Source organism: Chroogloeocystis siderophila 5.2 s.c.1, assembly GCF_001904655.1.
Taxonomy (GTDB): Bacteria; Cyanobacteriota; Cyanobacteriia; order Cyanobacteriales; family Chroococcidiopsidaceae; genus Chroogloeocystis; species Chroogloeocystis siderophila.
Window position 1 is genome coordinate 78,650 of sequence record NZ_MRCC01000019.1, and the last position, 24,990, is coordinate 103,639.

30 protein-coding genes and 2 pseudogenes are annotated in these 24,990 nt (G+C 43.5%); 10 read left to right on the forward strand and 22 right to left on the reverse strand.

What is annotated here, in order from left to right:
- Window positions 1-11: 11 nt before the first annotated feature.
- The 3 genes and pseudogenes from NIES1031_RS19740 to NIES1031_RS19750 form a co-directional block, all read right to left on the reverse strand.
- Window positions 12-408, reverse strand: a pseudogene (locus tag NIES1031_RS19740) (IS1 family transposase).
- Between the two features lie 80 nt (window positions 409-488).
- Complete coding sequence (locus NIES1031_RS19745) at window positions 489-905, reverse strand: hypothetical protein (RefSeq protein ID WP_218596876.1); 417 nt, start codon at window positions 903-905, stop codon at window positions 489-491.
- Between the two features lie 441 nt (window positions 906-1,346).
- On the reverse strand, window positions 1,347-1,628 hold the full coding sequence (locus NIES1031_RS19750) for a hypothetical protein (protein WP_073551180.1): 282 nt from the start codon (window positions 1,626-1,628) through the stop codon (window positions 1,347-1,349).
- Between the two features lie 63 nt (window positions 1,629-1,691).
- Here NIES1031_RS19750 and NIES1031_RS24530 point away from each other — a divergent pair, with 63 nt between their 5' ends.
- Window positions 1,692-1,868 carry a hypothetical protein gene (locus NIES1031_RS24530; protein WP_218596877.1) on the forward strand — a complete coding sequence of 59 codons (177 nt, stop codon included), beginning with the start codon at window positions 1,692-1,694 and terminating at the stop codon, window positions 1,866-1,868.
- A 35-nt stretch (window positions 1,869-1,903) separates the two neighbouring features.
- Here NIES1031_RS24530 and NIES1031_RS19755 read toward each other — a convergent pair whose 3' ends face one another.
- From NIES1031_RS19755 to NIES1031_RS19765, 3 genes are all read right to left on the reverse strand, one after another.
- Window positions 1,904-2,254, reverse strand: coding sequence for a hypothetical protein (locus tag NIES1031_RS19755; protein WP_218596878.1), 351 nt, complete (start codon window positions 2,252-2,254; stop codon window positions 1,904-1,906).
- Window positions 2,255-2,621: 367 nt separating this feature from the next.
- Entirely contained in the window at window positions 2,622-2,837 is a 216-nt protein-coding gene (locus NIES1031_RS19760) for a hypothetical protein (RefSeq protein ID WP_143167831.1), read from the reverse strand.
- 25 nt (window positions 2,838-2,862) lie between these two features.
- Window positions 2,863-3,108: a hypothetical protein gene (locus NIES1031_RS19765; RefSeq protein ID WP_073551183.1), complete on the reverse strand. Its 246-nt coding sequence runs from the start codon at window positions 3,106-3,108 to the stop codon at window positions 2,863-2,865.
- A 65-nt stretch (window positions 3,109-3,173) separates the two neighbouring features.
- Between NIES1031_RS19765 and NIES1031_RS19770 the strand changes: the two genes are divergently transcribed.
- On the forward strand, window positions 3,174-4,304 hold the full coding sequence (locus NIES1031_RS19770) for a hypothetical protein (protein ID WP_073551184.1): 1,131 nt from the start codon (window positions 3,174-3,176) through the stop codon (window positions 4,302-4,304).
- Window positions 4,305-4,483: 179 nt separating this feature from the next.
- On the opposite strand, the gene NIES1031_RS19775 is transcribed toward NIES1031_RS19770, so the two are convergent.
- From NIES1031_RS19775 to NIES1031_RS19825, 12 genes and pseudogenes are all read right to left on the reverse strand, one after another.
- The gene (locus NIES1031_RS19775) at window positions 4,484-5,146 is read right to left on the reverse strand and encodes a Na(+)/H(+) antiporter subunit B (protein WP_073551185.1); all 663 of its coding nucleotides are present in this window, start codon (window positions 5,144-5,146) and stop codon (window positions 4,484-4,486) included.
- Window positions 5,143-5,700 carry a DUF4040 domain-containing protein gene (locus NIES1031_RS19780; RefSeq protein ID WP_073551186.1) on the reverse strand — a complete coding sequence of 186 codons (558 nt, stop codon included), beginning with the start codon at window positions 5,698-5,700 and terminating at the stop codon, window positions 5,143-5,145. The genes NIES1031_RS19775 and NIES1031_RS19780 overlap by 4 nt, the downstream gene beginning before the upstream one ends.
- Entirely contained in the window at window positions 5,693-5,971 is a 279-nt protein-coding gene (locus NIES1031_RS19785) for a monovalent cation/H(+) antiporter subunit G (protein WP_073551187.1), read from the reverse strand. The genes NIES1031_RS19780 and NIES1031_RS19785 overlap by 8 nt, the downstream gene beginning before the upstream one ends.
- Window positions 5,972-5,974: 3 nt before the next feature.
- Entirely contained in the window at window positions 5,975-6,235 is a 261-nt protein-coding gene (locus NIES1031_RS19790; RefSeq protein WP_073551188.1) for a hypothetical protein, read from the reverse strand.
- Window positions 6,232-6,621: a Na+/H+ antiporter subunit E gene (locus tag NIES1031_RS19795; protein ID WP_073551189.1), complete on the reverse strand. Its 390-nt coding sequence runs from the start codon at window positions 6,619-6,621 to the stop codon at window positions 6,232-6,234. Before NIES1031_RS19795 ends, NIES1031_RS19790 begins: the two co-directional genes overlap by 4 nt.
- Complete coding sequence (locus NIES1031_RS19800) at window positions 6,618-8,045, reverse strand: cation:proton antiporter (RefSeq protein ID WP_073551211.1); 1,428 nt, start codon at window positions 8,043-8,045, stop codon at window positions 6,618-6,620. Before NIES1031_RS19800 ends, NIES1031_RS19795 begins: the two co-directional genes overlap by 4 nt.
- Window positions 8,045-8,194, reverse strand: a pseudogene (locus NIES1031_RS19805) (NADH-quinone oxidoreductase subunit K); the annotation flags it as partial. The pseudogene NIES1031_RS19805 and the gene NIES1031_RS19800, both read right to left, overlap by 1 nt.
- Window positions 8,195-8,254: 60 nt before the next feature.
- Window positions 8,255-9,688 (reverse strand): cation:proton antiporter, encoded by a 1,434-nt coding sequence (locus NIES1031_RS19810; RefSeq protein ID WP_073551190.1) that lies wholly within the window; start codon window positions 9,686-9,688, stop codon window positions 8,255-8,257.
- Window positions 9,685-10,020 (reverse strand): cation:proton antiporter subunit C, encoded by a 336-nt coding sequence (locus tag NIES1031_RS19815; RefSeq protein ID WP_073551191.1) that lies wholly within the window; start codon window positions 10,018-10,020, stop codon window positions 9,685-9,687. Before NIES1031_RS19815 ends, NIES1031_RS19810 begins: the two co-directional genes overlap by 4 nt.
- A 23-nt stretch (window positions 10,021-10,043) precedes the next feature.
- Window positions 10,044-10,223 (reverse strand): hypothetical protein, encoded by a 180-nt coding sequence (locus tag NIES1031_RS23995; protein WP_143167832.1) that lies wholly within the window; start codon window positions 10,221-10,223, stop codon window positions 10,044-10,046.
- A 283-nt stretch (window positions 10,224-10,506) separates the two neighbouring features.
- The gene (locus NIES1031_RS19820) at window positions 10,507-11,133 is read right to left on the reverse strand and encodes a DUF938 domain-containing protein (protein ID WP_073551192.1); all 627 of its coding nucleotides are present in this window, start codon (window positions 11,131-11,133) and stop codon (window positions 10,507-10,509) included.
- Window positions 11,133-11,618 carry a thiol-disulfide oxidoreductase DCC family protein gene (locus NIES1031_RS19825; protein ID WP_073551193.1) on the reverse strand — a complete coding sequence of 162 codons (486 nt, stop codon included), beginning with the start codon at window positions 11,616-11,618 and terminating at the stop codon, window positions 11,133-11,135. Before NIES1031_RS19825 ends, NIES1031_RS19820 begins: the two co-directional genes overlap by 1 nt.
- Before the next feature lie 188 nt (window positions 11,619-11,806).
- Between NIES1031_RS19825 and NIES1031_RS19830 the strand changes: the two genes are divergently transcribed.
- The 5 genes from NIES1031_RS19830 (at window position 11,807) to NIES1031_RS19850 (ending at window position 18,083) form a co-directional block, all read left to right on the forward strand.
- Window positions 11,807-12,613 carry an EamA family transporter gene (locus NIES1031_RS19830; protein ID WP_073551194.1) on the forward strand — a complete coding sequence of 269 codons (807 nt, stop codon included), beginning with the start codon at window positions 11,807-11,809 and terminating at the stop codon, window positions 12,611-12,613.
- A gap of 334 nt (window positions 12,614-12,947) precedes the next feature.
- Window positions 12,948-14,093, forward strand: coding sequence for a glycine cleavage system aminomethyltransferase GcvT (gene gcvT, locus NIES1031_RS19835; RefSeq protein ID WP_073551195.1), 1,146 nt, complete (start codon window positions 12,948-12,950; stop codon window positions 14,091-14,093).
- Between the two features lie 127 nt (window positions 14,094-14,220).
- Window positions 14,221-14,610: a glycine cleavage system protein GcvH gene (gene gcvH / locus NIES1031_RS19840; protein ID WP_073551196.1), complete on the forward strand. Its 390-nt coding sequence runs from the start codon at window positions 14,221-14,223 to the stop codon at window positions 14,608-14,610.
- A gap of 175 nt (window positions 14,611-14,785) precedes the next feature.
- A complete protein-coding gene (gene gcvP, locus NIES1031_RS19845; RefSeq protein WP_236738920.1) occupies window positions 14,786-17,656 on the forward strand; it encodes an aminomethyl-transferring glycine dehydrogenase in 2,871 nt (956 codons plus the stop codon).
- A 13-nt stretch (window positions 17,657-17,669) separates the two neighbouring features.
- Window positions 17,670-18,083: an acyl-CoA thioesterase gene (locus NIES1031_RS19850; protein WP_073551198.1), complete on the forward strand. Its 414-nt coding sequence runs from the start codon at window positions 17,670-17,672 to the stop codon at window positions 18,081-18,083.
- Between the two features lie 9 nt (window positions 18,084-18,092).
- Here NIES1031_RS19850 and NIES1031_RS19855 read toward each other — a convergent pair whose 3' ends face one another.
- The 3 genes from NIES1031_RS19855 to NIES1031_RS19865 form a co-directional block, all read right to left on the reverse strand.
- Complete coding sequence (locus NIES1031_RS19855) at window positions 18,093-19,028, reverse strand: Kelch repeat-containing protein (RefSeq protein WP_178378196.1); 936 nt, start codon at window positions 19,026-19,028, stop codon at window positions 18,093-18,095.
- Window positions 19,029-19,354: 326 nt separating this feature from the next.
- Window positions 19,355-19,951, reverse strand: coding sequence for a hypothetical protein (locus NIES1031_RS19860; RefSeq protein WP_073551200.1), 597 nt, complete (start codon window positions 19,949-19,951; stop codon window positions 19,355-19,357).
- 409 nt (window positions 19,952-20,360) lie between these two features.
- Window positions 20,361-21,662 carry an ankyrin repeat domain-containing protein gene (locus NIES1031_RS19865; protein ID WP_178378197.1) on the reverse strand — a complete coding sequence of 434 codons (1,302 nt, stop codon included), beginning with the start codon at window positions 21,660-21,662 and terminating at the stop codon, window positions 20,361-20,363.
- Between the two features lie 182 nt (window positions 21,663-21,844).
- Between NIES1031_RS19865 and NIES1031_RS19870 the strand changes: the two genes are divergently transcribed.
- Window positions 21,845-22,309 carry a DUF4079 domain-containing protein gene (locus tag NIES1031_RS19870; RefSeq protein WP_073551201.1) on the forward strand — a complete coding sequence of 155 codons (465 nt, stop codon included), beginning with the start codon at window positions 21,845-21,847 and terminating at the stop codon, window positions 22,307-22,309.
- 246 nt (window positions 22,310-22,555) lie between these two features.
- On the opposite strand, the gene NIES1031_RS19875 is transcribed toward NIES1031_RS19870, so the two are convergent.
- Window positions 22,556-23,221, reverse strand: coding sequence for a DUF1997 domain-containing protein (locus tag NIES1031_RS19875; protein WP_073551202.1), 666 nt, complete (start codon window positions 23,219-23,221; stop codon window positions 22,556-22,558).
- 168 nt (window positions 23,222-23,389) lie between these two features.
- On the opposite strand from NIES1031_RS19875, the gene NIES1031_RS19880 reads away from it, so the two are divergent.
- Window positions 23,390-24,049 (forward strand): NAD(P)H-binding protein, encoded by a 660-nt coding sequence (locus tag NIES1031_RS19880; protein ID WP_073551203.1) that lies wholly within the window; start codon window positions 23,390-23,392, stop codon window positions 24,047-24,049.
- A 109-nt stretch (window positions 24,050-24,158) separates the two neighbouring features.
- Entirely contained in the window at window positions 24,159-24,803 is a 645-nt protein-coding gene (locus tag NIES1031_RS19885) for a glycoside hydrolase family 24 protein (protein WP_073551204.1), read from the forward strand.
- Window positions 24,804-24,990: the final 187 nt, after the last annotated feature.

Sequence of the window (24,990 nt, forward strand, 5' to 3'; positions counted from 1 at the left end):
CTAAGCCAAATTCATAGCGATTGATGAATTAGACCAATGACCACATCATGTAACCAAATGGACTTGGACAAGCAAATCGTTTTTCGAGCTAACCGCTTAATCCGAGTTGGCAAGGTGAGATGTTTGCGTTCAATGGGACGATCTTTTTTTTAATGCTTCAATCACAGTTGTGGGACTAATCTTCAGCACACGGGCAGTATCTCGGATACCACTGCCGTTAACAGCCATGTCTGCAATCTGCTGTTTAACATCTGGCAAGTAGCCGCGATAAACATCGTCTCGCATGAAGGTACTGCGATTACACTCACGGGTGCGACACTTATAGCGTTGTTTACCTGTCTCAGCTCGACCGTGTTTCACTACATTATCACTCTCACAAGCCGGACAAAGAACGGGTTCCAAAACCATGCTGTAAATTTAGCAATAACACCTGTATGATTTTCTCTATTTCCACAAGTCTAGAACATCACCGCAGGCAGGTAACGACACTACCAGCAACACCCGACAAGGCAGCGATCATCGCATCTTGCACCCGCGCCCATCTTCCTTCTTCCTTGCTTTGCATCTTGACCGGTCATTTCACGGACACCCACCTGTTCGAGCATCCCTTTAAGTTGTTCCTGATGAGCGCGTCCCTCAAAATTGACAGTATTCAGCGGAGCAATTGCTACTTTAATATCAGCCCCTACTACTTGAGCCGCTTGGTGAATCATGATTTTGCTCATTGCTTGACCATGCTTCATCAGTTCGTGGTGAATGAGCTTTTGATAAAACGTAAACTCATCTCCCGACATCATTTGCTCGAATTGCGGAATAAATATCTGCGTTGCTGCACTCGGTTCAGCTTGAATACTGTATTGCACGATGACAGTAGCGATAAATACCGATGTTTTGCTGGTGATCATTCAGCATATTTTGAAGACATTCGCGAATAACTTCGTAAGGGCAGGTATCTATAAGTTTTTGCTCATTGGAAATAATTAAATTTGGAAATAATTAAATCCTAAAATGCCCTCAAGTCTGCTAATCTTTCACCAATCGTCAAGCGCTTTGTATCATCTATGCTTGTAACCATCTTGACTCCTCTATGAAAATAATCTAAATAACACCTAAATCACCACAAAGGTGATGTAGCTCAACATAATTGCCCCAATTCCGCACGAAATTTCAGGTAGCGTTGTTTGCGCCTTGCTGATTAATGGATGCTTTGTGTCACTTGATATCGTTACAAGGCGGTTCAGGTTCAAAGAAGATGCGATCGCCAAATTTATTAACTAAGATTCAGGGTTCACAAAATGCTCTAATCTCTCTCAATATATTCAAGTGCGTCATAATCCAACACGATTTTAATACCTATTGCAATGGGTATCAGCGGGTTTACCCTCGCGTTCCAAACCTCCAGCCGCAGCAAGCCATTCCAGTGAGCGCATCAGCACCATAATTGGTCTATCAGGTGAATTAAATCGGCTGTAGGCGTAGTTAGATGCATCCACGCGATCGGCATCGAAAAATTCTTGTCCTGGAGGATCAGGTAAGTGACCAATAATTTCAGTTTGATAAAGTGTAACGAGTTGTCCCATCGAACCGCCGAGCATAGACAAGCCAATAATTGCTCGCCAACGATTCATAATTAGGGTTCTTTCCTTGACGCAGTTCTTGACTTAGTTGTTTTGGTTCCATAAAACGTAATCTTGATAACGTATGCGTTGGCAATGCGGCGACGTAAATGCCTTACGCTCAAGCTGATCGCGCGTAGCGCAGCCTTCAAAGCAGCAGACGGATACACTCGTCATGCTACCAAGTTATTTTGCGATCACTTGAGTGGTCTTTGGCGCTTTGCACTTGATAGTTCCACTCTTCATGCATAGGTAGTAAAAGCGATCGCCTCTAGTAGTAAAATCTTCTATTTATTAGCTAATAAGTGGGTTGCTAGACTTGAAATATCCAATTGATCGGAATTAACAGCTTCAAACGTAGCCCGTTTTATGCTCTTAGCATAGATATGCATGAAACAAGGATAATTTGAGGCAGATTGTTTAAACTCAAATTCTAGCTCAATTAATGAATTTACAGGTCGGAATCTAGTCAGGTTATCGGGGAAAATTTGAAAACTATGATTTGGCACATTTATCATTAGCTTTCCTTTATCCCAATATAGTTGCCAAGCTGTCTCTGTTGCACGGTTGAGGAAAGTAATAGCATCGTCTGACATTGCAAAATGTGGAGATCTAACAAATTCAAATTCAGAATTCATAAAATTAGAATGACTAAGATTTTTGCCGACTAAATCTTGCAGTTTTATTGTAAATCTTCTCCAACTAGCAATCTTAATATCTATCAGTCTATGATTCAAATTCTCCGTCTACTTAGCTAAATGGTAATTAATGGGCAAATAACGTAAGCTTGTCGTCCAATTAATAGTTAATTAATAAGCTTATCTTACTTTAAATAACAGCTTCCTTCAGATAGAATTAAATATTAATTCGGTAAGTATTCAGCGATACTACTAACAGAAATAAATTCAACGTTACGGTTTATTTTTACGCGGTCTTAGACTATTGTAGACTGATTGTCCTTTGTCACTAACACTGGTTTTAAATAGTCTGATGATTGCTATCTGATTAAGTCGCGATCGCCATCGCATCACAAATAGCATGATTAGCAAATTGACTACTGTACTGAATGTTTGATCCACCATACGTTCCACGCTTTAGTAGATAAGTTTGCAATAATTCCAACAAACCAGATTTGTTGACATTGCTGTTCTTGTTGGAATTTATACACAGTGATAACTCGGCAAAAATGTGAACGACAGAGTATCCAACTTTTTGCGTCAAAGTAGCTTCAATCAAACCAACTTGGCTAACCTACACGACGTTTCTGCTGCTTGACCAATACAGGTCTAGGCTTCTTCTTATTTTTAGCTACTTTGGTGCTGTGAGTTATCCTTGGGCGACATTGCTCGCAGTATAAAGGACGCGGACCGTAAGTTTCGCGTTCAACATCTTTGTTACATTGTTTACAGATAAACTTGTACAGGCGCGTATGAATCACCCGCTCGTGTGCTTTAACGGTGTATTCTCTTACATGAACTTTCTTAGATGGCATAGGCTAAGAATAATATACTGCTGTAAAGAATATGCTAGCTAGAAGCAGGAGTTCAATCGCTAACAATGCCTCAAAATCATCACTTCATTCAAAACTTAATTGAAATGCGCGAACACTACCAGGTGGTTGTTCAAAAGTGCGATCGCGCGAGTTCTCACGCTGGCGCTCAACTCAATTCCCTCAACGCCTTGTTAGCAGATCGCTTAGTTGAAAACCAGCATATAGAAAGCTTACTGCAACTGAGAGCACACTATCAAACGCTGTACGCACAGCAGCAACAACAAGCCCAAAATGCTAAAGAGCAGATCGCGCACATCAATGCATTACTCGCAGACCAATTAGTATTACAGCACAACGAACAACAGATCGCTGTTCAATCAACGACTATAGCCCAAAAACAGCTGAATGAAGGATTAACACTTATTACGGATGAGGACGATCGCTCATCACTGCAACAGCAAGACGCACAAGAACTTCCACATCCACAGATCCAAACCTCCGTCTCTACTCCAGAAGCACAGCATTTAGAATCCGATTTTATCGAGCCACTAGATTCTAAGCATCAAACAACATCAGCGCCTCCTCCACAATCGCGCTTTTTAAAAACACCACTCGTCCCACAATATCAACACCTGACTAAATCAGAAGCCGTTGAACAGCTACTGCAAAAAAATGAAGGAAGTATTCTACACGTCGATTACATCATTCGTGCTTTGCACGGTGAACTTAATGCTGAAGACCTCAAAGCAGAAAAGTTACGAATGAACGACACTCTACGCAAAGGAGTGGAAAAAGGATTATGGGATAAAGTACCTAATTCGCCTGGTTGTTACACGATTAACTTGACGTTAGTTGAACAAGAGACTAAAGGTACAAAAACGAATCCTCACCAAAATCAAGACGAGCCACTTCCTAAGCACATATCCCACAACGAGTCAGAACCATCACTGTTGCCGCGTTATCATGGAATGAGTTTCACTGGCGCAGTGACTACTGTTATACAGGAAAAAGCTGGTGAGATACTAACTCCAGAGATAGTTGCAAAAGCGTTGTACGGCGACATAGCAGGAAAAGCTTTGACACAAGCAAAAGGCAAAGTTGGCAAAACATTGTGGAATGGGGCTAAACAAGGACGCTGGCAAAGTGTTCCAGGTCAGCTAGGAATGTATACATTGCCATTGAATCAGTTGAATTAAATTTGCTGCTCAAATCGTTGCATCATAGACAGCACACGCTTGGGATCTTGCAAGCTATTGCCTAGGCTTGCTGATTGATTGCTTTTTATGCGGCTTGCGTCAGATTGTATAGTGTTGAGATCAGAACCTCTGTACGCGCGTAAAAAGCGATCGCTTAACTTGTGCTTCTAACCATCGACTTACAATAATCCACGATAACGAATAAACAGTAAAATAGCTGCCCAAGAACCCAACGCGACTTTAACGGCGACTAGAATATTGAGTAAAGGAATTGCCCCACCACTGACAAGTGTGCCTAACTGTCCGTGTGATAATTCGATTCCGCTGAGTGTAACAACTGCTAGTGCAATAAAAATCAAGACGGAAATTTTTTCCCACGTAGCAGCGTGCCAGCGTTTGTAGAGTGCCTGCATCCACACTGAGGGTGAGGTAATCGCTACAAGACCGATCGCGGTTCCCCCTGCCACGCCAGCAGCAAAACCACCGCCAGGACTTAAATGCCCGCGAATTGCGAGTTCGATACTTACTAATGCCGTAATCGTTGCACCTAGACGCGCCAGCACGATTGATGGTTGATCTGTAAATTGATAGATCGTCGTTGTTGGCTTTTCGTTAGCGAGCAGATAATAAGCGCCCAAGATTGCGATTGTAAATACAACAACCTCAAAAATCGTGTCATACAAGCGATTGCGGAAAATAATACCGGATACTGCATTGGGTACTCCACTATCTTGCACAACTAATTCAACAATCGAGACATCTGTTAAGTTGAGTGTTGGATTAGGAATGAGCAGCATTTTGACAAACATTGCAATTCCCGCCGCAATGTAGACCCACTTCATGAATGATTCTCCTTTGCGTCTAATGGATTGACATAAGTGAGGCTTGTCTCTGGCGATGCGAGTTCGGTTTGCATAATTTCGTAGAGGCGTTGAACTCTGGTGACAGTGTGATAAGGTGGCGCCTGAGAAGGCGATCGCAAAACGCACGTTGTATGAACTTCTTTGTCAACCAGTGCTTGCTCTAAAGCCTGCATATCAGTGTAGGGAAACACTTCCAGCCGCATATGATGTTTGCGCAAAATTGTGCGTAACTGATCGAGAAGTTGCCCAAACCGATTGCCCTCGGCGGCACTCGACTCATCCTTGAGAACACCAAGCCGCATAACGAGCGATGAACGTACTGCAACTGCATAAAGCGTAATTGCCAGCATAGTACCGACTAACGCTTCAGTTAAAGCCACATCCGCCGCACCTAAAACTGCATATACCAACGCGGCGATTGCTCCCAAGATGCCGCGAATCACTAAAGCGTGGTATGGATTGACTTGAAATACCAACATAAAGGCACTCAATGGCAACAAAGCCGCGATCGCATAGATATAGAAATCATTCATAGCTATCTCCGCTACTCGAACAGTATGCCAGCACGTATCCCAGCACCGTGTTCCAAATTGCTAAGGAGATAATCGCCAGGATCAACAATGGCCATTCACTGGGAATTTTCAATAGTAGTCCGAAGATGATACTCATAGAACCCAGCGTATCTGCAACCGAAAGGCTATGCAATTTGAACAATATTGAGCGCCTGCCCAATAGGTGCGAGGTTCCCCAAAACCAAAAAACAATTCCTATGCCAAGGCATATATAACTCAATAAGTCAATCATATTTTACGAATTTGAAACATCTTGCATGCGTTTAATCACGTGTGCTAGTAGCATTAACGCGGCGTTACCCACACTCAAAATAATGACCGCGACAATTCCAATCATCCAATCATCACGAAAGACAGAGACAACGAGTGCCATAATTGCCGTCTTAGTCGCAATACTCGCAAATGCCAACATTCGCTGCCAAACTTCATCATCACGCCACGCTGCGTAAGTCGGTATGAGTAACGCCAGAATCATTGCGATAAGTACCAAGTTCATGTTTTTTTCCTCCGTTGTACGCGGTGAACTTCGTACCAGCCGTCTTCGTGGTATTTCAAGACAATCGTTTTCGGCGTAAAGGTGATCAGAAAAATATCTAGAAAGATTAGTCCTGGTGTCCGGCGTGGTGGAACTCGTTCCATCGTCACCACTTCTTGGGTATGCGGGCGGAACATAATTTCAACTGCCTCAATATAAGCCTGTGGAAGCGCCATAACAATCTCCCAAAGCGCCCGCAGCCAATCTTTTAATGCGGCGCGAGATTTGTGGCTGTGAGGCAATAGCAGCGCGACGCTAATACCGATGATGATGTTGACCGCGCTGAAATTAGCGGTGAGTAAAAACCAGATAGCGAGTCGTAAAATCAGATTGAGATATCCTGTCATGTAAATACCATCCAAAACAGTAGAATCAACATCAGACTCATACCACCAATCAAATGCTCAAATTGTTCAAGTACGCGCGGTAGCCTGAGTTCTAAGCGTCGAAAAACGAGAAGATATGCAATCCAGCCAGCAGCAATAATCGCGAGGACTTTCATGATATTCGCGACGGTATATGCTTGGTAGTACGCAACATTGGCGATCGCCAGCGCTGCGATTAGCGGTACTATTGCTAACCACAAACCAAAGCGGATTTTGTCGCTACCTCCACGCGGCAGAAAGATAAATTTAGCGTAGACGATCGCTGTTCCGGTGGCACCAAGATTCATCGCGATCATATAGATGGGTGACAGATCTTTCAACGTGAGGATCTTCGCCGCAAAACCAACGAATAAGGGAAATCCCGAAATTGAAAGACTCGCCATTACCAAAGCAACCCACAAACCAGTATTTAGTGGTTTTTGTTGAAGTTCCTTAAAGTTGCGGCTAGGTAAAGTCCCTGCGATTAAAAATAACGTAGATTTAGCTACCCCGTGCGCCAGCGCATAAAACCCCCCCGCACTCGGTGCAACAAGTATCCAGCCCAACTGGGAAACTGTACTCAACGCCAGCGTCCGCTTTGTGTCTTTTTCTAAGATTGCATAAAACACGCCAAGGAGCGCCGCCCCAACGCCAAAAATTCGAACGATCGCATCCACTTCATCCAAAATCAGCGCGCACCGTACCAGCGGAAACACACCTGCTTTAACGACAACTCCCGATAGCATCGCGGAAACTGGCGATTCGGATTCAGAATGTGTTAGCGGTAGCCACAACCCAGATACAAAAACTCCACCTTTTGTCAAGAGTCCCAGAAAGATCAACGCGAGTGCTTCGGTTGGGGCGCCCCGCAAACCCCCAAACGCAAACGAATGATGTGTTTGATAAACAAGTACCGCGCCGACTAGATAAAATAGCATTGCCGTGTTGCTGACAAACAGATAGCGCAAAGCTACCCATAGCGATCGCTCAGTTCGAGGATAGGCAATTAACAAAAACGCCGCAATCCCGATCACCTCTAGTGCTACATACAAACTGATAAAATCTGCACAGACAAACACCGCATTCAGGCTGCCATGCAGAATAGCAATTTGCATATAAAAAAAAGCTGTCTTATCGGTGTGCCAACAGTAGAGAGTAACTGCCGTCGCAACGAGTGCATTGGTTAAGATAAAGTACCCACTTAGCTGATCGACTTGCAACGTGACACCGAAGTTATCGAGTAATTGCAGTGTCAGCGGCGACTGCGCTATCAAGACTTGTAACGCATATCCCATCGAAACTAGCGTTACACCCAGTGTAAGGTAACGGTCAAGTTTGGGGATAAGATAAATGACAAACCCGATAAATAATGGTAAGGCAATCCAGGCGATCGTTAAGGTATTTATCATGGCATATTATTCTTCTCGATTTCGTTGCTTTCTAAAGTCGGGTTATCTTGTGCCAATTTCATGACTCCAACTAGCATGAAAGCTTGAATCGAAACAACAATCACAATTGCCGTCAAGATTACTGCTTGCAAAACTAAATCGGCGTAAGCACCTTTTCTCGCGCAGAAACCAGATGGCTAGCCGCAAGATGAGATTGAGATACTCAGTCATGTAGTTATCATCCAAAACACCAGAATCAACATTAAACTCATCCCACCAATGAGATGCTCAAAGTCCTCTAGTACACGTGGTAACTTCAATACCGATCGCTTGAAAATCAGACCATATGCTAACCATCCAATAGCGATGATTGCTAGTGCTTTGATCGTATTCGCCACCGTATACGCTTGGAAATAAAAAATATTTGCACCGATTAGCCCGCCGATTAACAGAGTTATAGCTGCCCAAAAACCAAACTTGATCTCCTGCCCTGCTTGTCTGTGATGGGGTAGAAAGATAAATCTGGCATACACTATTGCTGTCCCTACAGCCGCAACATCCATAGCGATTGTTTGCCAGGGCAACACATTATTCAGGGTTGAGATTTTCGCGCCGAAGCCAACCATCAGGGGAAAACCAGAGATCGACAAACTGGCGACCACTAAAACAATCCAGAGTGAGGTATTGAGCGGCTGGTGTTGCAGTTCCTTGATATTTCGGCTTGGTAAAGCTCCTGCGGTCAAAAAGAGTGTTGGTTTGACCAGTCCGTGCGCCAGCGCGTAAAAGCCTCCGACTTCAGGTGCGGCGAGAATCCAGCCTAGCTGTGACAGCGAACTCAACGCTAATGTACGCTTGGTATCTGTTTCAAAGACTGCGTAGATCACTCCTAGCAGTGCTGCTCCAACTCCAAAGATTCTGACGATTGTATCGACCTCATCCAACATCAAAGCGTAACGCACCAGCGGAAAAATCCCAGCTTTTCCCACGATTCCTGAAAGCAATGCCGTTACTGGTGTTGCTGATTCAGCATAAGTTAGCGGCAACCACATTCCCGATACAAAAACTCCTCCTTTGGTTAATAGTCCTACCAAGATTAGAGCTAGTGCCTCGATTGGTGTGTTGCCTATACCTGCAAAAGCAAACGAATCATTTGCTTGATAAACTAACACTGCACCCACTAAATAAAACAGCATTGCTGTATTGCTAACAAACAAATAGCGTAATGCTACCCAAATTGATCGTTCAGTTCGTGGATAGGCAATCAAGAGAAACGCAGCAATTCCAATGACTTCTAGCGCTACGTACAGACTAATAAAATCTGCACAGATAAATACAGCATTCAAGCTGCCATGCAGAAAAATGGTCTGCATATAGAAAAAAGCCGTCTCATCAGTGTGCCAACAGTAGAGAACTACTGCTGTTGTGACTAAGGCGTTTGTCAATATGAAGTAGCCACTTAACTGATCAATTTGTAGTGTGACACCAAAGTTATCAAGTAATTGTAGTGTCAGCGGCGACTCGGCAATCAATACTTGCAACGCATATCCAAGCGACAGCAAATTGATACCGAGCGCCAGATATCGATTTAGTTGAGGAACTAAATAAACAATAAACCCTGTAAATAGCGGTAGCACAATCCAGGCGATTGTCAATGTATTCATGGCATATTGTTCTTCTCGATTTCGCTGCTTTCCAATGTTGGGTTATCTCGTGCCAGTTTCATTACACCGACTAGCATCAAAGCCTGAATCGAAAAGCCGATGACAATTGCCGTTAAGATCACTGCTTGAGGAACTGGATCGGCGTAGATACCTTTTTTGACGTTTGAAAAAATTGGTGTATGTAAACCATCTCTTGAGGCAATCAGCACGTAATAAGCAATAACCCCTGTGCTCATCACATCCATTGAGATAATTTTCATCACAAGGTTTTTTTTAAAAATTATGCCGAAAAAACCGCACAATATCGTTGCCAGGATAAACGCTTCTAACACGGGATTTGCTGGTTTGGTAAAGGTTAGTCGTAATCAAGAGTGAAATAATGCTTTGCGATCGCCAGTTTATTTATAGAAAACTGATCGTCAACCGCTGCTCTAGCTTGCGTAATGCTTAAAGCCTGACACCACTTTTTGCTAGTGTAAATATTTATTTGACCAAAGCAGGCGATTCCGCAAAATCTCTTTAATGATTGCAGCATAGACCTTGCCCCCTAACAGCGCGTCATCAATCCCCGATTTAGAAGTGCAGCAAATTAAACGCGATCGCGTTTTTAGCTCAAACTGCACTCGCTTGTTAATCTGGTAATTGCCCTTCCCGCTCACCAAATCTTCATGGTGTGCATTAATTAATCGCAATGATTAATTAAATATAAAATTGAAAGTAATCTGATAATACTTGATTCCGGCACTTCTGACGAGTCCTCATGCCATAAAATTCTGATATAGTTATGATAGAATTCTCTGTCGGCTATAGTGCACTTGCTAATTGCACTTTTTAAAAATTACCGAAAGATTATTTGCCGGCATCGCCACAGTTTCGCCAAGTGCGAGACCTTCCGTTTTCGCAACTTCGACGACATCCTCTAAATTTCGCACGCCCCAGGCGGGATTCTGTGTGCGTAAACTCGCATCAAACGCGGCGTTACTTGCTGCTGTATGTTGACCACCTTGCTTAAAAGGTCCATAGAGATACAATATACCTTCAGGAGGAAGAATACGCTTTGCTCCTGCAAATAATCCTAAGCAAGCCGCCCAAGGCGCAATATGAATCATGTTAATATTAACAATCGCCACAATGTCTAATGATTGTTGTTCGACCGTCCATATAGGATCGCACGCATCAAGAGCGATCGCCGGATAAAGATTTTCCGCGTTAGGAGTGTATTCGCGCCATGCCATAATACTTGCACGTGCGGCTGGATTTGGGTCAGACGGTAGCCACTTGCGCGGATGAATGCGCGGTGCAAAAAAGACGGCGTGTTCTCCAGTTCCGCTAGAGACTTCTAACACCGTACCTGTCGGCGGCAGAACTTTGAGTAAAATCTTTAGAATCGGTTCGCGATTGCGCACAGTTGCAGGTGCGTATTGTCGGGCATCAAAATAATTCATTACATCTGGCAGCGCCCTTGTGTTTTGCATTCTAACTGCTTTTGGCGATCGGCAATAATTGCTGCTAAATCTGGTCGCCCAGTCAGCCGTAACCGCCAGTCAGCCCAGATCCCATACAGCATATCGGCAATAGCACCAATAACAGGTAACTTAGTAATTGCGTAAACCCAACCCATTCCTAAAGTTTCGTAAACTCGGCGAAAAACTTCTACATTTTTGATGACTGTGCCATCAGGAAGTACTGCATGTATTCGCCCCATCGCAGTTTCAAAGTCTACGCCGCCATGCGCTTCAGGATTATAGTCTTCATCCGCAATATCGACAAATGCGACAAGCCCGCGACCAGCATCGCGTTTTCTCAAAAAGTTGACTTCGCGCACGCACAGTGGACATTCACCATCGTACAGTAGCTTAATTTTCCAGGATGTTGAATTTGAGGCTTTTTGTGCTGTAGATTCGCGTGACTGGATATTTGATGCAGACATGAAATCAATCTCAAGTATTTTAAAGCTGATATCTCTATTTTAAGAAAAATCAATAAAAATTAACTTAATTGAAAGCTAATCAACATATCTGCTTCCTGTCTATACAAAGTTCAAAACAAAGTTCAAAGCAACACCACAGGAGTGATGCGCTAGAGTAGGAATCGCTTTGCAAGGGTGTCTACAGTTAAATGATTCAAGTCTTGTGTGCTGCACTTTTATGGGGGTTTGCTGGGGCGTTAGCTGGGCTTTTAATGGGAGGAACGTTAGAACCTGCAATACTTGTACCGTTACGTTTTTTCGGTAGCTTTTTAGTGCTTTTGCCATTTGTCTGGCGCTTTCCGCCACAGAATAAAGAGTTTCCCCGCCTTTTTGTGATCGGATTAGCGCTGACACTCACTCAAGTTAGCTACTATTTAGCAATTCATCTATCGAGTGTGGCAACGGGGCTATTTTTGCAGTACATGGCTCCAGTGTTACTTACTTTATATGCTTTGGTGCGTGGAGAAAGTTTATCTCGACCCAAATTATTCGGCTTAGGATTTGCAGTAGTCGGCGCCTATTTTCTAGTCGTAGGTCCGCAAGGACTTGCAGGGGGATTGGGAATCGCTTATGGTCTTGCTTCGGCTTTCTTGTTTGCTACTTTTTCTTATTTAGGCATGGGAATGCGCGCCCACCCGTTAACTGTATTAGCGATCGGGACGGGAGTTGGTAGTATTTTGAGTTTACCTTTCACTCCTTGGGAGAAAGTGCTGAGCTTGAATGCTGTTGATTTAGCCGCAGTTGCATATATTGTTGTGCTGGGAACTGTTGTTCCCTTTGGTTTGTTTTTGTGGGGAGTGCGCCAGATTCCGGCACGCGTAGCAACATTAGTAGCAATGATTGAACCAGTATGCGGAGCAATTTTTGCTATTTTCTTAGTTGGTCAACTTCTTTCACCGTTAGCCGTATTCGGCGGCGCAATGATTTTATGTGGCGTTTGGCTGAATACTACATGAGAGATCAGAGTTTTTTAGATAGACACAATGAGTGTAGAGAGTAGAGGGCTTTACTTTATTAGACCTCCTGCATGAAAAGAATTGCAAATCAATTCGTTACTCAACAAACAAAGCCATGGAGATGGACTACATGTAAGAGATGCCTTACCTCCTCAAATCTATTGCTTATAGTGTGCGCTCGTCAACTTTGTTCAAATAGCCGCGACTTCAGTCGGAGGGTATTTGTGATTCATGCAAGAAGTCTATTGAATTAACACCCATATTACCCCTTACCAATTCACATAAAGACTGGGCTTACGATATATAAGATGTTTAGTAACTCAATAGGTTGTCTGTGGCTAATCAAGAAGAGTTAATTCCAGAAATAGCGCTACCGTTAGCTCAAACACCTTTATATCAACTCGCACTCGAACTCAAAGCCCGACTCACTAGCTTTGGTGGCTGGGAAATGCCCGTGCAGTTTGTTGGTATTAGTAAAGAACATCAAGCGGTACGTACTGCAGTGGGGATGTTTGATATTTCCCACATGGGTAAATTCCTTTTGCGCGGAAAGCAGTTGATTTCTCAATTACAGCGTTTAGTTCCCTCCGATTTAAATCGCCTGCAACCAGGTCAAGCGCAATACACTGTATTGTTAAACTCCCAAGCTGGAATTATTGATGACATTATTTTCTACTACCAAGGTGAGGATGCTGGGGAACAACGCGGCGTCATGATTGTGAATGCGGCAACCACTAGTAAAGACAAAGCATGGATTTTGCAAAATATTGATTCAGAATACGTACATCTGCACGATGTTTCTTCAGAAAAAGTTTTGATTGCTGTGCAAGGACCGCAAGCAGTGACAGTTTTACAGGGTTTTGTCCAAGAAGATTTATCTTTGCTCAAAGCATTTGGACATCTTGAAGCAACTGTTCTTGGTCAACCTGGGTTTATTGCGCGAACCGGTTACACCGGAGAAGATGGCTTTGAAGTAATGGTTGATATATCTATCGGGATAGAACTATGGCGATCGCTCTACGATACTGGTGTTATTCCCTGCGGACTTGGCGCGCGCGATACGCTACGACTCGAAGCCGCAATGGCGCTTTACGGACAAGATATTGATGAAACGACCACACCCCTCGAAGCTGGTATGGGCTGGCTAGTTCATTTAGATTCTAAAGAAGATTTTATCGGACGTGAAGTGCTGGCGCAACAAAAAGCCCACGGAGTTCAACGCAAACTGGTCGGATTGCGTCTTGAAGGAAGAAATATTGCGCGTCATGGCTATCAAGTGCGATCGCAAGGAAAAGTTGTTGGCGAAATCACGAGCGGTACACTCTCGCCTACACTAGGTTATCCTGTTGCTTTGGCGTATGTTCCTATTTCCTTGAGTCAAATAGGACAGCAGCTAGACGTTGAGATTCGCGGTAAATTGTATCCGGCGATCGTTGTTAAACGCCCATTCTATCGGTCAAAAACGCGGTTATCAACATAAAATCGTTTCGGATTTTTATGAAATAATGGGCGCTAGCACGATGCTGCATTCGATTAACGCTACAGCTTAATGAATTTACGCTGTAGAAACGACATAGGTATCAATACTTTTATTGTTGAGGTTACACATGGCACTGGAATATCCCAGCGATTTAAAATATCAAGATTCTCACGAGTACGTACGGTTAGATGGCGATATCGCCACAATTGGGATTAGCGCCTTCGCCGTCGATCAATTAGGTGATATCGTGTTTCTCGAATTGCCCGAAGTCGGTGACGCCTTAATCAAAGGAGAAAGCTTTGGCACAATTGAGTCAGTGAAAGCAGTGGAAAACTTGTACGCCGCCGTTAGTGGTACTGTAGTGGAGCGTAACGATGCGATCGTCGAAGCACCTGAACAGTTAGCCGATGATCCATACGGTGAAGGTTGGTTGTTAAAAGTGCGGATTACCGACTCTAGCGAACTCGACGATGCAATGTCTGCGGATGAGTATCAGGCACAAGTAGAAGGCGAGTAGTGAGCGACTCAGGCTAGGGATGATATGAGGTAAGAAAAATTCATGAGATTGAATAATTATCTTTTCCCTAGTTCTCCTTATTTAAAATAATGTTGCAGAATATGAAGAAGAAGTCGTGTCTGGAGAGCAGTCTGTGGTAGCTTATCGCTCTGGTACTGGTTCAATTTGTCAGCAACTGGTAGAAGCAGCCCAAGAATCTTTTTCTTTCGCACAAAGGCATATCGGTTCTAAGCCAGAAGAAATTCAGCAAATGCTTGATGAATTGGGTTTGGCAACGCTTGATGCTTTAATCGACCAAACCGTACCGCAGGCAATACGCCTTAATAGACCGCTTCAGCTAGAACCTGCGCAAAGTGAATACGCAGCTTTAGCCAAACTCAAAGAAATTGCCTCCAAAAACCAAGTCTTTCGCTCGTTTATTGGCATGGGGTATCATGACTGCATCACCCCGCCTGTCATTCAGCGTAATATTTTAGAAAATCCTGGTTGGTACACAGCTTATACTCCCTATCAGCCAGAGATTTCACAAGGACGACTCGAAGCGTTACTAAACTTCCAGACCGCAATCATTGATTTAACTGGTTTAGAAATAGCAAATGCTTCACTTCTTGATGAGGCTACCGCAGCCGCCGAAGCAATGGCAATGAGTTATGGAGTGTGTAAGCACAAAGCAAACACCTTCTTTGTTTCGCAAGATTGCCATCCGCAAACGATCGCCGTTGTGCAAACTCGCGCGACACCGCTAGGAATTAAAATTATTATTGGTGATCATCAAACGTTTACATTTAATGATACGATTTTTGGTGCGTTGTTACAGTATCCAGCGAGTGATGGCAAAATTTACGATTATCGTCACTTTGTCGAACAAGCCCATGCAGTAGGGGCTTTAGTCACCGTCGCCGCCGATATTTTAAGTTTATGTTTACTAACACCACCTGGAGAATTTGGGGCTGATATTGCTGTTGGAAGTACGCAACGTTTTGGGGTTCCCCTCGGCTACGGCGGTCCGCATGCAGCTTATTTGGCAACAAAAGAACAATACAAGCGACAAATCCCAGGACGCATCGTTGGCGTCTCAAAAGATGTTCATGGTAAGCCGGCGCTACGTCTTGCACTCCAAACCAGAGAACAGCATATCCGGCGAGAAAAAGCAACAAGTAACATTTGTACAGCCCAAGTGTTATTAGCTGTAATGGCATCAATGTACGCGGTTTATCACGGACCACAAGGGTTGCAAAATATTGCTCAACGCGTTCATCAGCTAACTGTTCTTTTAGCTGAAGGTCTAAAGCATTTAGGTTACACTATTGCTTCAGAACACTACTTTGATACGTTACGAATTGACCTTGAACCCGAACAGGTTACAGAAATCATTGAAGCAGCCTTAGCACAGCAAATCAATTTACGGACGATTAGTGAAAGTGCGATCGCTATTAGCTTAGACGAAACAACAACCGAAGCCGATTTATACGATTTGTGGCAAGTTTTTGCCGGAAGTGAAGTATCATTTGCGCTAGAGGAGTTAGCAACTCCCGAATTTGCACTTGAAAAAATCAAACCTTTTATTCGCAGTAGCAACTATCTAACGCACCCTGTCTTTAACAGCTACCATGCTGAAACTGAAATGCTGCGGTATATTTACCGACTGCAAGCGAAAGATCTGTCGCTGACAACATCGATGATTCCTCTGGGTTCATGCACGATGAAGTTGAATGCAACAACTGAAATGTTACCCATTTCATGGCAGGAGTTTGGTAAAATTCATCCGTTTGCACCCTTGTCCCAAACCAGAGGGTATCAAATTTTATTCGCGCAACTCGAACAAGCTTTAGCTGAAATTACAGGTTTTGCAGGAATTTCACTGCAACCAAACGCAGGTGCGCAGGGCGAGTACGCAGGGTTACTTGTAATTCGTCAATATCACGCAAGTCGCGGTGAAACGCATCGTCATGTTTGTCTAATTCCAGAATCAGCCCACGGAACAAACCCCGCAAGCGCAGTCATGGCGGGAATGAAAGTTGTGGCGATCGCCTGCGACAAACAAGGTAATATCGACTTAGACGATCTTCAAGCAAAAGCCGAAAAATACAGTCACGAACTTGCGGCGTTGATGGTCACGTATCCTTCAACGCATGGTGTCTTTGAAGAACAAATCAAAGATATTTGTGCGATTGTTCACGCCCACGACGGACAAGTTTACATGGATGGGGCAAATATGAATGCCCAAGTGGGAATTTGTCGTCCTGGCGATTACGGTGCAGATGTGTGTCACCTAAACTTACATAAAACTTTCTGTATTCCGCATGGTGGTGGCGGTCCAGGAATGGGACCAATTGGCGTTGCTACGCACCTTGTGCCGTTTTTACCAGGTCATCCAGTGGTAGAAATTAGTGGCGAACAAAGCGTAGGCGCGATCGCTGCTGCACCTTGGGGAAGTGCGAGTATTTTACCGATATCCTGGATGTATATTACACTCATGGGCGCAGCAGGGTTGACGCAAGCAACCAAAGTCGCGATTCTCAATGCGAATTACATTGCCCATCGTTTAGCACCTTACTACCCAGTATTGTACAGAGGTAAATCAGGGTTAGTTGCACATGAGTGCATTCTAGATTTGCGATCGCTCAAAAAATCTGCCGGAATTGAGGTAGATGATATCGCCAAGCGGTTAATGGATTACGGCTTCCACGCGCCTACAGTTTCTTGGCCGGTTGCTGGCACAATGATGGTAGAACCAACTGAAAGCGAATCAAAAGCCGAGTTGGATCGTTTCTGTGAGGCGATGATTCAAATTCGCCAAGAAATCGCAGAAATTGAGGTGGGTAAAGTCGATAGGCAGGATAATGTTTTGAAAAATGCCCCGCATACTGCCGATGCTTTAATTTCTTCAGATTGGCAACATCCTTATTCTCGCGAACAAGCTGCTTATCCCACATCGTGGACTCGCGAATACAAATTCTGGACTACCGTTGGAAGAATTGATAATGCTTATGGCGATCGCAATTTTGTTTGCTCGTGTTTGCCAATGGAAGCGTATAGTGAGTGAGTAGTCGTTATATATGCAACCATTTACAACACAACTACGGGTACGCCATTATGAAATGGATGCCTTGGGTCACGTCAACAACTCAGTTTATCAACATTACCTCGAACAAGCGGCGATCGAACATTTAGAACATTTGGGCTTTTCTTTGGATGTCTATCGCGAACTCGGTGGTGTGTTTGTCATGCGCCGGATTGAGATCGATTATCTGCGTCCGGCGATCGCGGGTGACACGCTAGAGGTACGTACTTGGTTGCAAGAAATGCGCGGTACACGGGCGATTCGGCGTTATGAAATTCGTAAATCTGGCAACGATCACTTATTAGTCACAGCCGAAGCCTTGTGGGTATGGGTGGACGCAGTGTCGATGCGCCCTAGACCCATTCCTGGTGTGTTACTCGATGCTTTTGTACAGATGCAGCATTCTTGAGAAGATTTTTTAACTTACAAACTGAAATCTACCTCGGTAAACTGTTTTATCAAAAGCTGGAGCGCCGGAAGAGTAGTAGATACTACCATTGATAAAACCACCAACACCAGAGTGACGTTGAGTCGGTAGTGGAGTTAATTCACGCCACGAATTAGTCTTAGGATTATATACCGTTACCTTCTTAACTGCTAGCTTGTGTCGAACTTCGCCACCCACTAAATATATTTCTCCATTAATGACAAAAGTCGCAGCCCCAATATGACTGCGACCTTGCGGTAAATTCGCGACTCTAGTCCACTGCTTCGTTGTGGGATTCCAAGCGTGGACTGTATTTTGTGTTGTCAAGTAGTCATCATAACTATGCTGCCCGCCGATCGCATAAATCTTACCGTTGACAATCGCATCTCCTAAGTGCGATCGTGGATTGGGTAATGGAGCCGCTGTTTGCCAACCAGCAGCCATATTATCAAGCTTGAGTATCCAATGATCGCCACGGTCAATTCTATTAAGATCTGCTCCACCAAAGAAATGCAATTCTCTTTTCAGATTACTAAAGCCACCGCTACCTCTAGCTTGTGGTAATGGTGGCATTTCTGACCAAGTATTCGTGGCAATATTGTAGCGTAAAACTTTTCTTGTTGCAAATAGTTGTCCGCCTTCTGGTTTGCCAACATACCCGCCTGCTAAATAAATATTTCCTGCGTCAGCAGCCACTCCTGCGTGGGTAATTCTAATTGGTATATCTGCAAGACGCTTCCAAGTGTTCGTTACAGGATCGTATACATCCACGCGATTTGTTGGTCTCCACTGAGAAGTATATCCACCTAATTGATATAATTTTCCACCAACGACTGCACTCATTGCCTCTCCAGTCCCCACCGGCGAAGGTGCAACCGTAGTCCACTTAATTTCAGTTGCAGCTAAAGATTTAACTGTATTTAACACTACAAAAATTATTGCAATAAATGCTATCGCTATCGTCTGCTTTCTTCGGTAACGCATTGTGTTCTCCGTGTAGAGAATAAACAACTCTAAGTTTAATTAAATGACTTTTAATTGAGCAGTTCAACCACACATATTAAATTTGATAAGTTAGCGATAAAAAAAATATGCGATCGCTTGTATTAACTACAGAAGCTGTACAACTTGTAAGATAAGCAAAATACGTGTAGAGACCAACGTAATAAAATAAACTTAAGCAGGATTTATTTTGTTAGGAAATATAGTCCAGCAAGATTTACAATTTTACGGAAAATTCTTATTTTGTAAGTTTAGTCAATACTAAACACCTGAAAAATACGTTGGTAGGCAGTTTGTGCCAGATCTTCGTATTCTTGGCGGTCTTCAGGGGTAAAGCTTACAACAACTTGAGTTCCATAGTCCTCAAACATTAACTCAAGCTTGCCGTTGTCGAAGAAGAACATTTCACCACTATGAGTACGCAGTACGGCTATAACCTTACCATGCTCAAACCAGATATTTAAACCATCTCCAAGTTCAGTCAGAAATTCTGCGGCTTTTACAGGCTGACCATCAGCAATACAAATGCTGTAAGTCATATTGCCTTCAACTTTACGATTTTCTGTACAACCTGCGGTAAGTTTTTCTAAAAACTTTATTCGTCTATCAAATAAACTTTGAGAATTGGAAGTATCAACTGGCGTTAAACTATTGTCATCACCGATAATACAATCGTCAGGAATACCATCTGCATCATAGTCAATTCGATAGTCATTATCACGCCCATCATTATCGCAGTCAATAGCATGACCGATAACTGTTCTAGATTTTGTAGCATTCATTGATTGCAAACCAACAGAAGTATCAACAGCAATCGCCGTCGCTACAGGAGGTTCGGTAGATTTCATGGAAGATTGCAATGAGTGATTTTTGCAAGCCACAAATAGTGTTAACATAATAAAAAATAGAGGTTTTAGCTGTTTTTTTAACATATAAATGAACTGTCAGTTTTTTATGTTTGATGCTTGCTTCTAATAGTGGAAGAAAATAGTTCGCTTGTGGAACATTGGAGGTGTGAAGTTGTGCTAGTATTTTTATTATCTTAGTGCAGCTTAAAGCCGCTTCAGTAGGGGGAAAATACTGGATAATAGTTAATAGATTCCTTACACAAATCAAAAGTCTATCTACTTGAAAGGCGAGTTTCGATAGACAATAGGTTATTCAGAAGTTTTATAATAACTGCAGTAGTGTAGATCTTTCTGCTGTTATAGACAAATAAAGTATAATAACGCAGACTTTTCACCAGAAATGATCGCATTATTCGTCCGCACCAGCAGCTTTAAGCGATCGCACAACATTTTTATACCCGTTAAATTCTGCAAGCATCAAAGCTGTGTAACCTGCGATATTTTTCAACGTGACATCTGCCCCTGCTTGAAGTAGTATTTCCACAGCATCCGCAAAACCTCGGTGTGCTGCCCACATCAAAGCAGTAGCATGATATTTGTCTTGCAGATCAACCTTCGCTCCTGATTTGAGTAAGCACTCAATGACCTCAATCTGATTGCGATCAGCGGCTTTCATCAACGCTGTTTTGCCATCATCGGCCGATAAATTAGGATCAGCACCGTAGTCAAGTAACAACTGCACTGTATCGGCATGTCCTTGAGTCGCGGCGAGTGTTAGCGGCGTTTCACCTAAGTTTTTAATATTCAATATATCTTTATCTATGTTGCGTGCTTGCGCTAACAACACAGCAACAATCGCACGATGTCCATGCAATGCTGCAACCATTAAAGGTGTATCGCCTAAAGAATTTCTCGCTTCAACATCAGCACCACGACTTAGCAAGAGTTGGACGACTTCAGTATGTCCTTCAACAACGGCTAGATGTAGTGGCGTCTCGCCGTCTTGGTCTTTGGCATTAATTTCAGCGCCAGCAGTGAGTAATGCAGTTGCGATCGCCGTGTATCCCCCTGCGGCGGCGGCGGCTAACGGACTACCACCATCAATATTTTTTAAATTTGCATCTGCTTTTGCGTGTAGTAGTGCTTCTACAACCTCCGTTACACCAAGATCGACAGCTTGCATGAGTATTGTTTCGCCTTGTTCATCTTGGAGATTAACATCGAGTGTTCCAGATGCTACCAGCGCTTGAACAACATCAACGTGCTGTTGCTGCACAGCCAACTTGAGCGCAGTATCATCATCGCGATCGCGAATATCAGCTTTGGCACCTGCATTAAGTAATACGCGTACTATATTGGCATGACCTTTGAGCGCGGCGATCATCAAGGCGGTGCTACCATCCTCATTAATCGCATTTACATTTGCGCCGTGTGCTAGTAGCGTTTCTACGATATCAAGGTGATTTGCTGCTGCGGCTAACATCAGTGGCGTCAAGCTATAAAGCTTTCTTTGGCGATTAACGTCAGCCCCGTTTGCAAGTAATAATCGGACAATTTCGGTATAGCCGCGTTGAGCAGCAAACATCAAGGCGGTTGTACCGTCGCCATCACTAGCATTCACACTTGCACCCGCGCTCAGCAGTGCGTGGATTTGTCGAATGTCACCACATTTAACTGCCCTGAGTAATGAGATGTCTTTTGTCACACTCATATTCAAGCATCATCTCATCGAAAGCATAGCTAGTCTATCGCTAAATGCCACTTTTGAGTAGATGAACTTACGATATCCAATGACTCATCACCACTACATCATTGGGATAAATTACTCATTGGTCAAATTTATAAAACAACTTATGCTAAGTTTTATCAAGTTTATTAACAGAAGAGAACACGATGGAACTTTCACAAGACGTAAAATTTTGGCTAAATTTCATTCACCCTGTTTTGATGTGGGGTTTACTCGCAGCTTCATTTTATGCGCTGTATTTGGGCGTACAAGTCAGACGCACGCGCTACGCCGAGGGTGAAGTTAAGAAAGAGTTAATTAAAGGCAGATACAACGTTAAACACTATCAAATTGGCTCGGTCATCTTGGCACTGATGGTTTTAGGGACACTTGCTGCGATGGGTGTTACCTATATCAACAATCAAAAGTTGTTTCTTGGACCTCACCTCTTAGTCGGACTAGCTATGACAGGGATAATTGCCGTTTCCGCAAGTCTCTCACCGTTTATGCAAAAAGGTCAGAACTGGGCGCGTTACACTCACATTGTTTTAAATTCTGTTTTACTCGCTTTATTCAGTTGGCAAGCAGTCAGTGGCGTACAAATTATCCAAAACATCCTTAGCAAGCGATAATATCATCTCTAGTTAAATAACTGACTATGTCGTTGCTAGTGGTTAGTGGTTAGTTGCTAGCCGCTAGTCACATTCACTCACCATTTTAATTATCAGTAAATAACGAGATTTGAGACAAGTGGAAGCTTATTATCTTAAAGACTTGTATCCACAAGATGAATGAGTAGGGTTGACATAAACATCATTTTGTGGGGAGGGTAATATTGAGAATTTGCTGATTGCCACTAACACAATTAATAGCTCACTTCAACTTGCCCGCTTTGACTTGGTTGGGATAGGTAAACCTAATGACTTGTGAAAATCTTCTTGAACTTTGTGCGTCAAACGACGCGAGACTTGTTTGACAATACTATTAAGTAGGCGATCGCCTGTATTTTGAACAAGTGATTTTGGTAAACGTTGAATAAACTTTGGAAAGTGAACCGCAACTGCTAGATCCAACTCCCATTCTACGCGTGTCATTTTCCCTGCAACTACTTCGGGAGTAGCGGCTGTTTCGACAAGTTCCATCACGGCATGGAAGTCTACATCATAGCCAGGAGCAATGTAATTTGGCACTGGAATTGTCTTAATTCGATAAATTCCTTCGTCTGGTGGCAAAAGTTCCAAGCCGACTTTGGGTTCTACTTCGTAACCAAACGAACCGATCCGACCAATCGTCAAAGCGTATGCGTTTTCCTGAACCGATTCTACTTTCATTGGCTGAGCGCAGCGACAAAACCAGCCTTGGTGAGCATCAAGGTAATTGGCAACGGCATCAGCAGGGGCATACATTTCCATGCAGTCCGTAAACCTTCCATGGAAGCGTGTTGGTGCAGTATGTGAATAGTCACTTTCTGCTAGCGTTGTGGGTGCATCCCAATGCACTTGTCCATTTCTAGTAGATTTATATTCACTATTGCTCGACAGCATAAACGCATCCTTTATAATTTGACTTATCTATTTAGGATTCCCAAGTCAGTCTTAGAGTTTCTCTGCCATTGTGCAGCTTATATCAAGGTTTATCAAATCTACAATTGAGATTGAGAGTTAGTTAAACTCACCTGAGAATTTGTTCGTTTATTCAGCATAAGCTTTAAAATGAAAGCATTTGTAGCAGGGGCAACAGGCGAGACAGGTCGCAGAATTGTCCAAGAGTTAGTCCAAAGAAACATTCCTGTACGCGCTTTGGTTCGGAATATCGATTCAGCCAAAGCAATTTTACCCGCTGAAGCTGAGTTGGTTGTCGGTGATGTATTGCAGCCAGATACTCTCCGTGCTGCGATAGGAGACAGCACTGTATTACTCTGTGCAACGGGAGCTAAACCAAGTTTTGACCCCACAGGACCTTACAAAGTAGACTACGAAGGAACAAAGAATTTAGTTGATATTGCTAAGACCAAAGGCATAGAGCATTTTGTTTTTGTTTCTTCTTTATGTACTTCTCAACTGTTTCATCCGCTGAATTTGTTTTGGTTGATCTTAGTGTGGAAAAAGCAGGCGGAGGAGTATCTACAAAAAAGTGGTCTTACCTATACTATCGTCCGACCAGGCGGTTTGAAAAATGACGACAACTCTAATCCTGTAGTTATGTCGGCTGCGGATACGCTATTTGATGGTAGTATTCCGCGCACCAAAGTCGCACAGGTATGCGTTGAGGCGTTATTTAATCCTGAATCAAGAAATAAAATTGTGGAAATTGTCGCTAAGCCAGAAGCATCAGCAAAAAGCTTTCAAGAACTGTTTGCGAGTGTAGGCTGAAGCGATCGCGTGAAATTTGAGGAACATTGAGCCAGCAAGCTTCCTCTGAATGTAATGTAAGGGCAGCTTTTACTGCCCTACAATTTCTTTGTGTTGATTTTTCGTGCAAATGCGTAAGTCTTGGAAACGTTTGATTGCCAGCAGTACGGCGGTTTTAGCGCTAGCCTATTTAGTACATCATCGACAGCCAGGAGCGAGGCGATCGCCTCATTTTGATTCCACAGTAGGTTATCTTCCACCATTAGTCATGGACGGTGGCGATCCCTACATTCGTGCTTTAATGCGTACAATATCGGCAAGCGAATCTAATCATCCTCAACCCTACACGATTCTTTATGGAGGGCAACACGTTAAAGACCTGAGCGGTCATCCAGAAAAATGTATCACAATTGTCGTAGGTCCAAATCGAGGTAACTGTTCTACCGCAGCAGGTCGATACCAAATGCTCAACACAACATGGAAAGAAAAAGCCCAACGGTATCATCCACAACCACCAGGCTTGATGTTTTGGCGATCATACAGCTTTGAACCGGAATTTCAAGATGCTGTGGTTTATGCTTGGTTGAGCGATCGCCAAGCTTGGGGAACAGATATTGCCACATTACTACGTCAAGGAAACCTAGACCGCGTACTTAAGCTTCTCTCTAATACTTGGACAAGCCTAGGCTACGGAATTGAAGACAATGTAATGACGCAACATTTACCTCAGGTGTATCAAAAAATGCTGCAAGAAGAACTAAAAGCTGTTGGATAGTACAGCAGAAGTTAGAGTTCACAGGGGTCAGAGTTATTCTGAATGCAAGGTAAGCTAATCTACTACCTCTTCCAAATCAACTAAAAAGCGCCCCCGCGAGGGAGGCGCTTCTCAATTATCGAGAGCTAAAGTTTAGCCATGGATGGTAGGAGCAGTGAAAGCAACAGGAGTCGCGTCACCAGCAGCC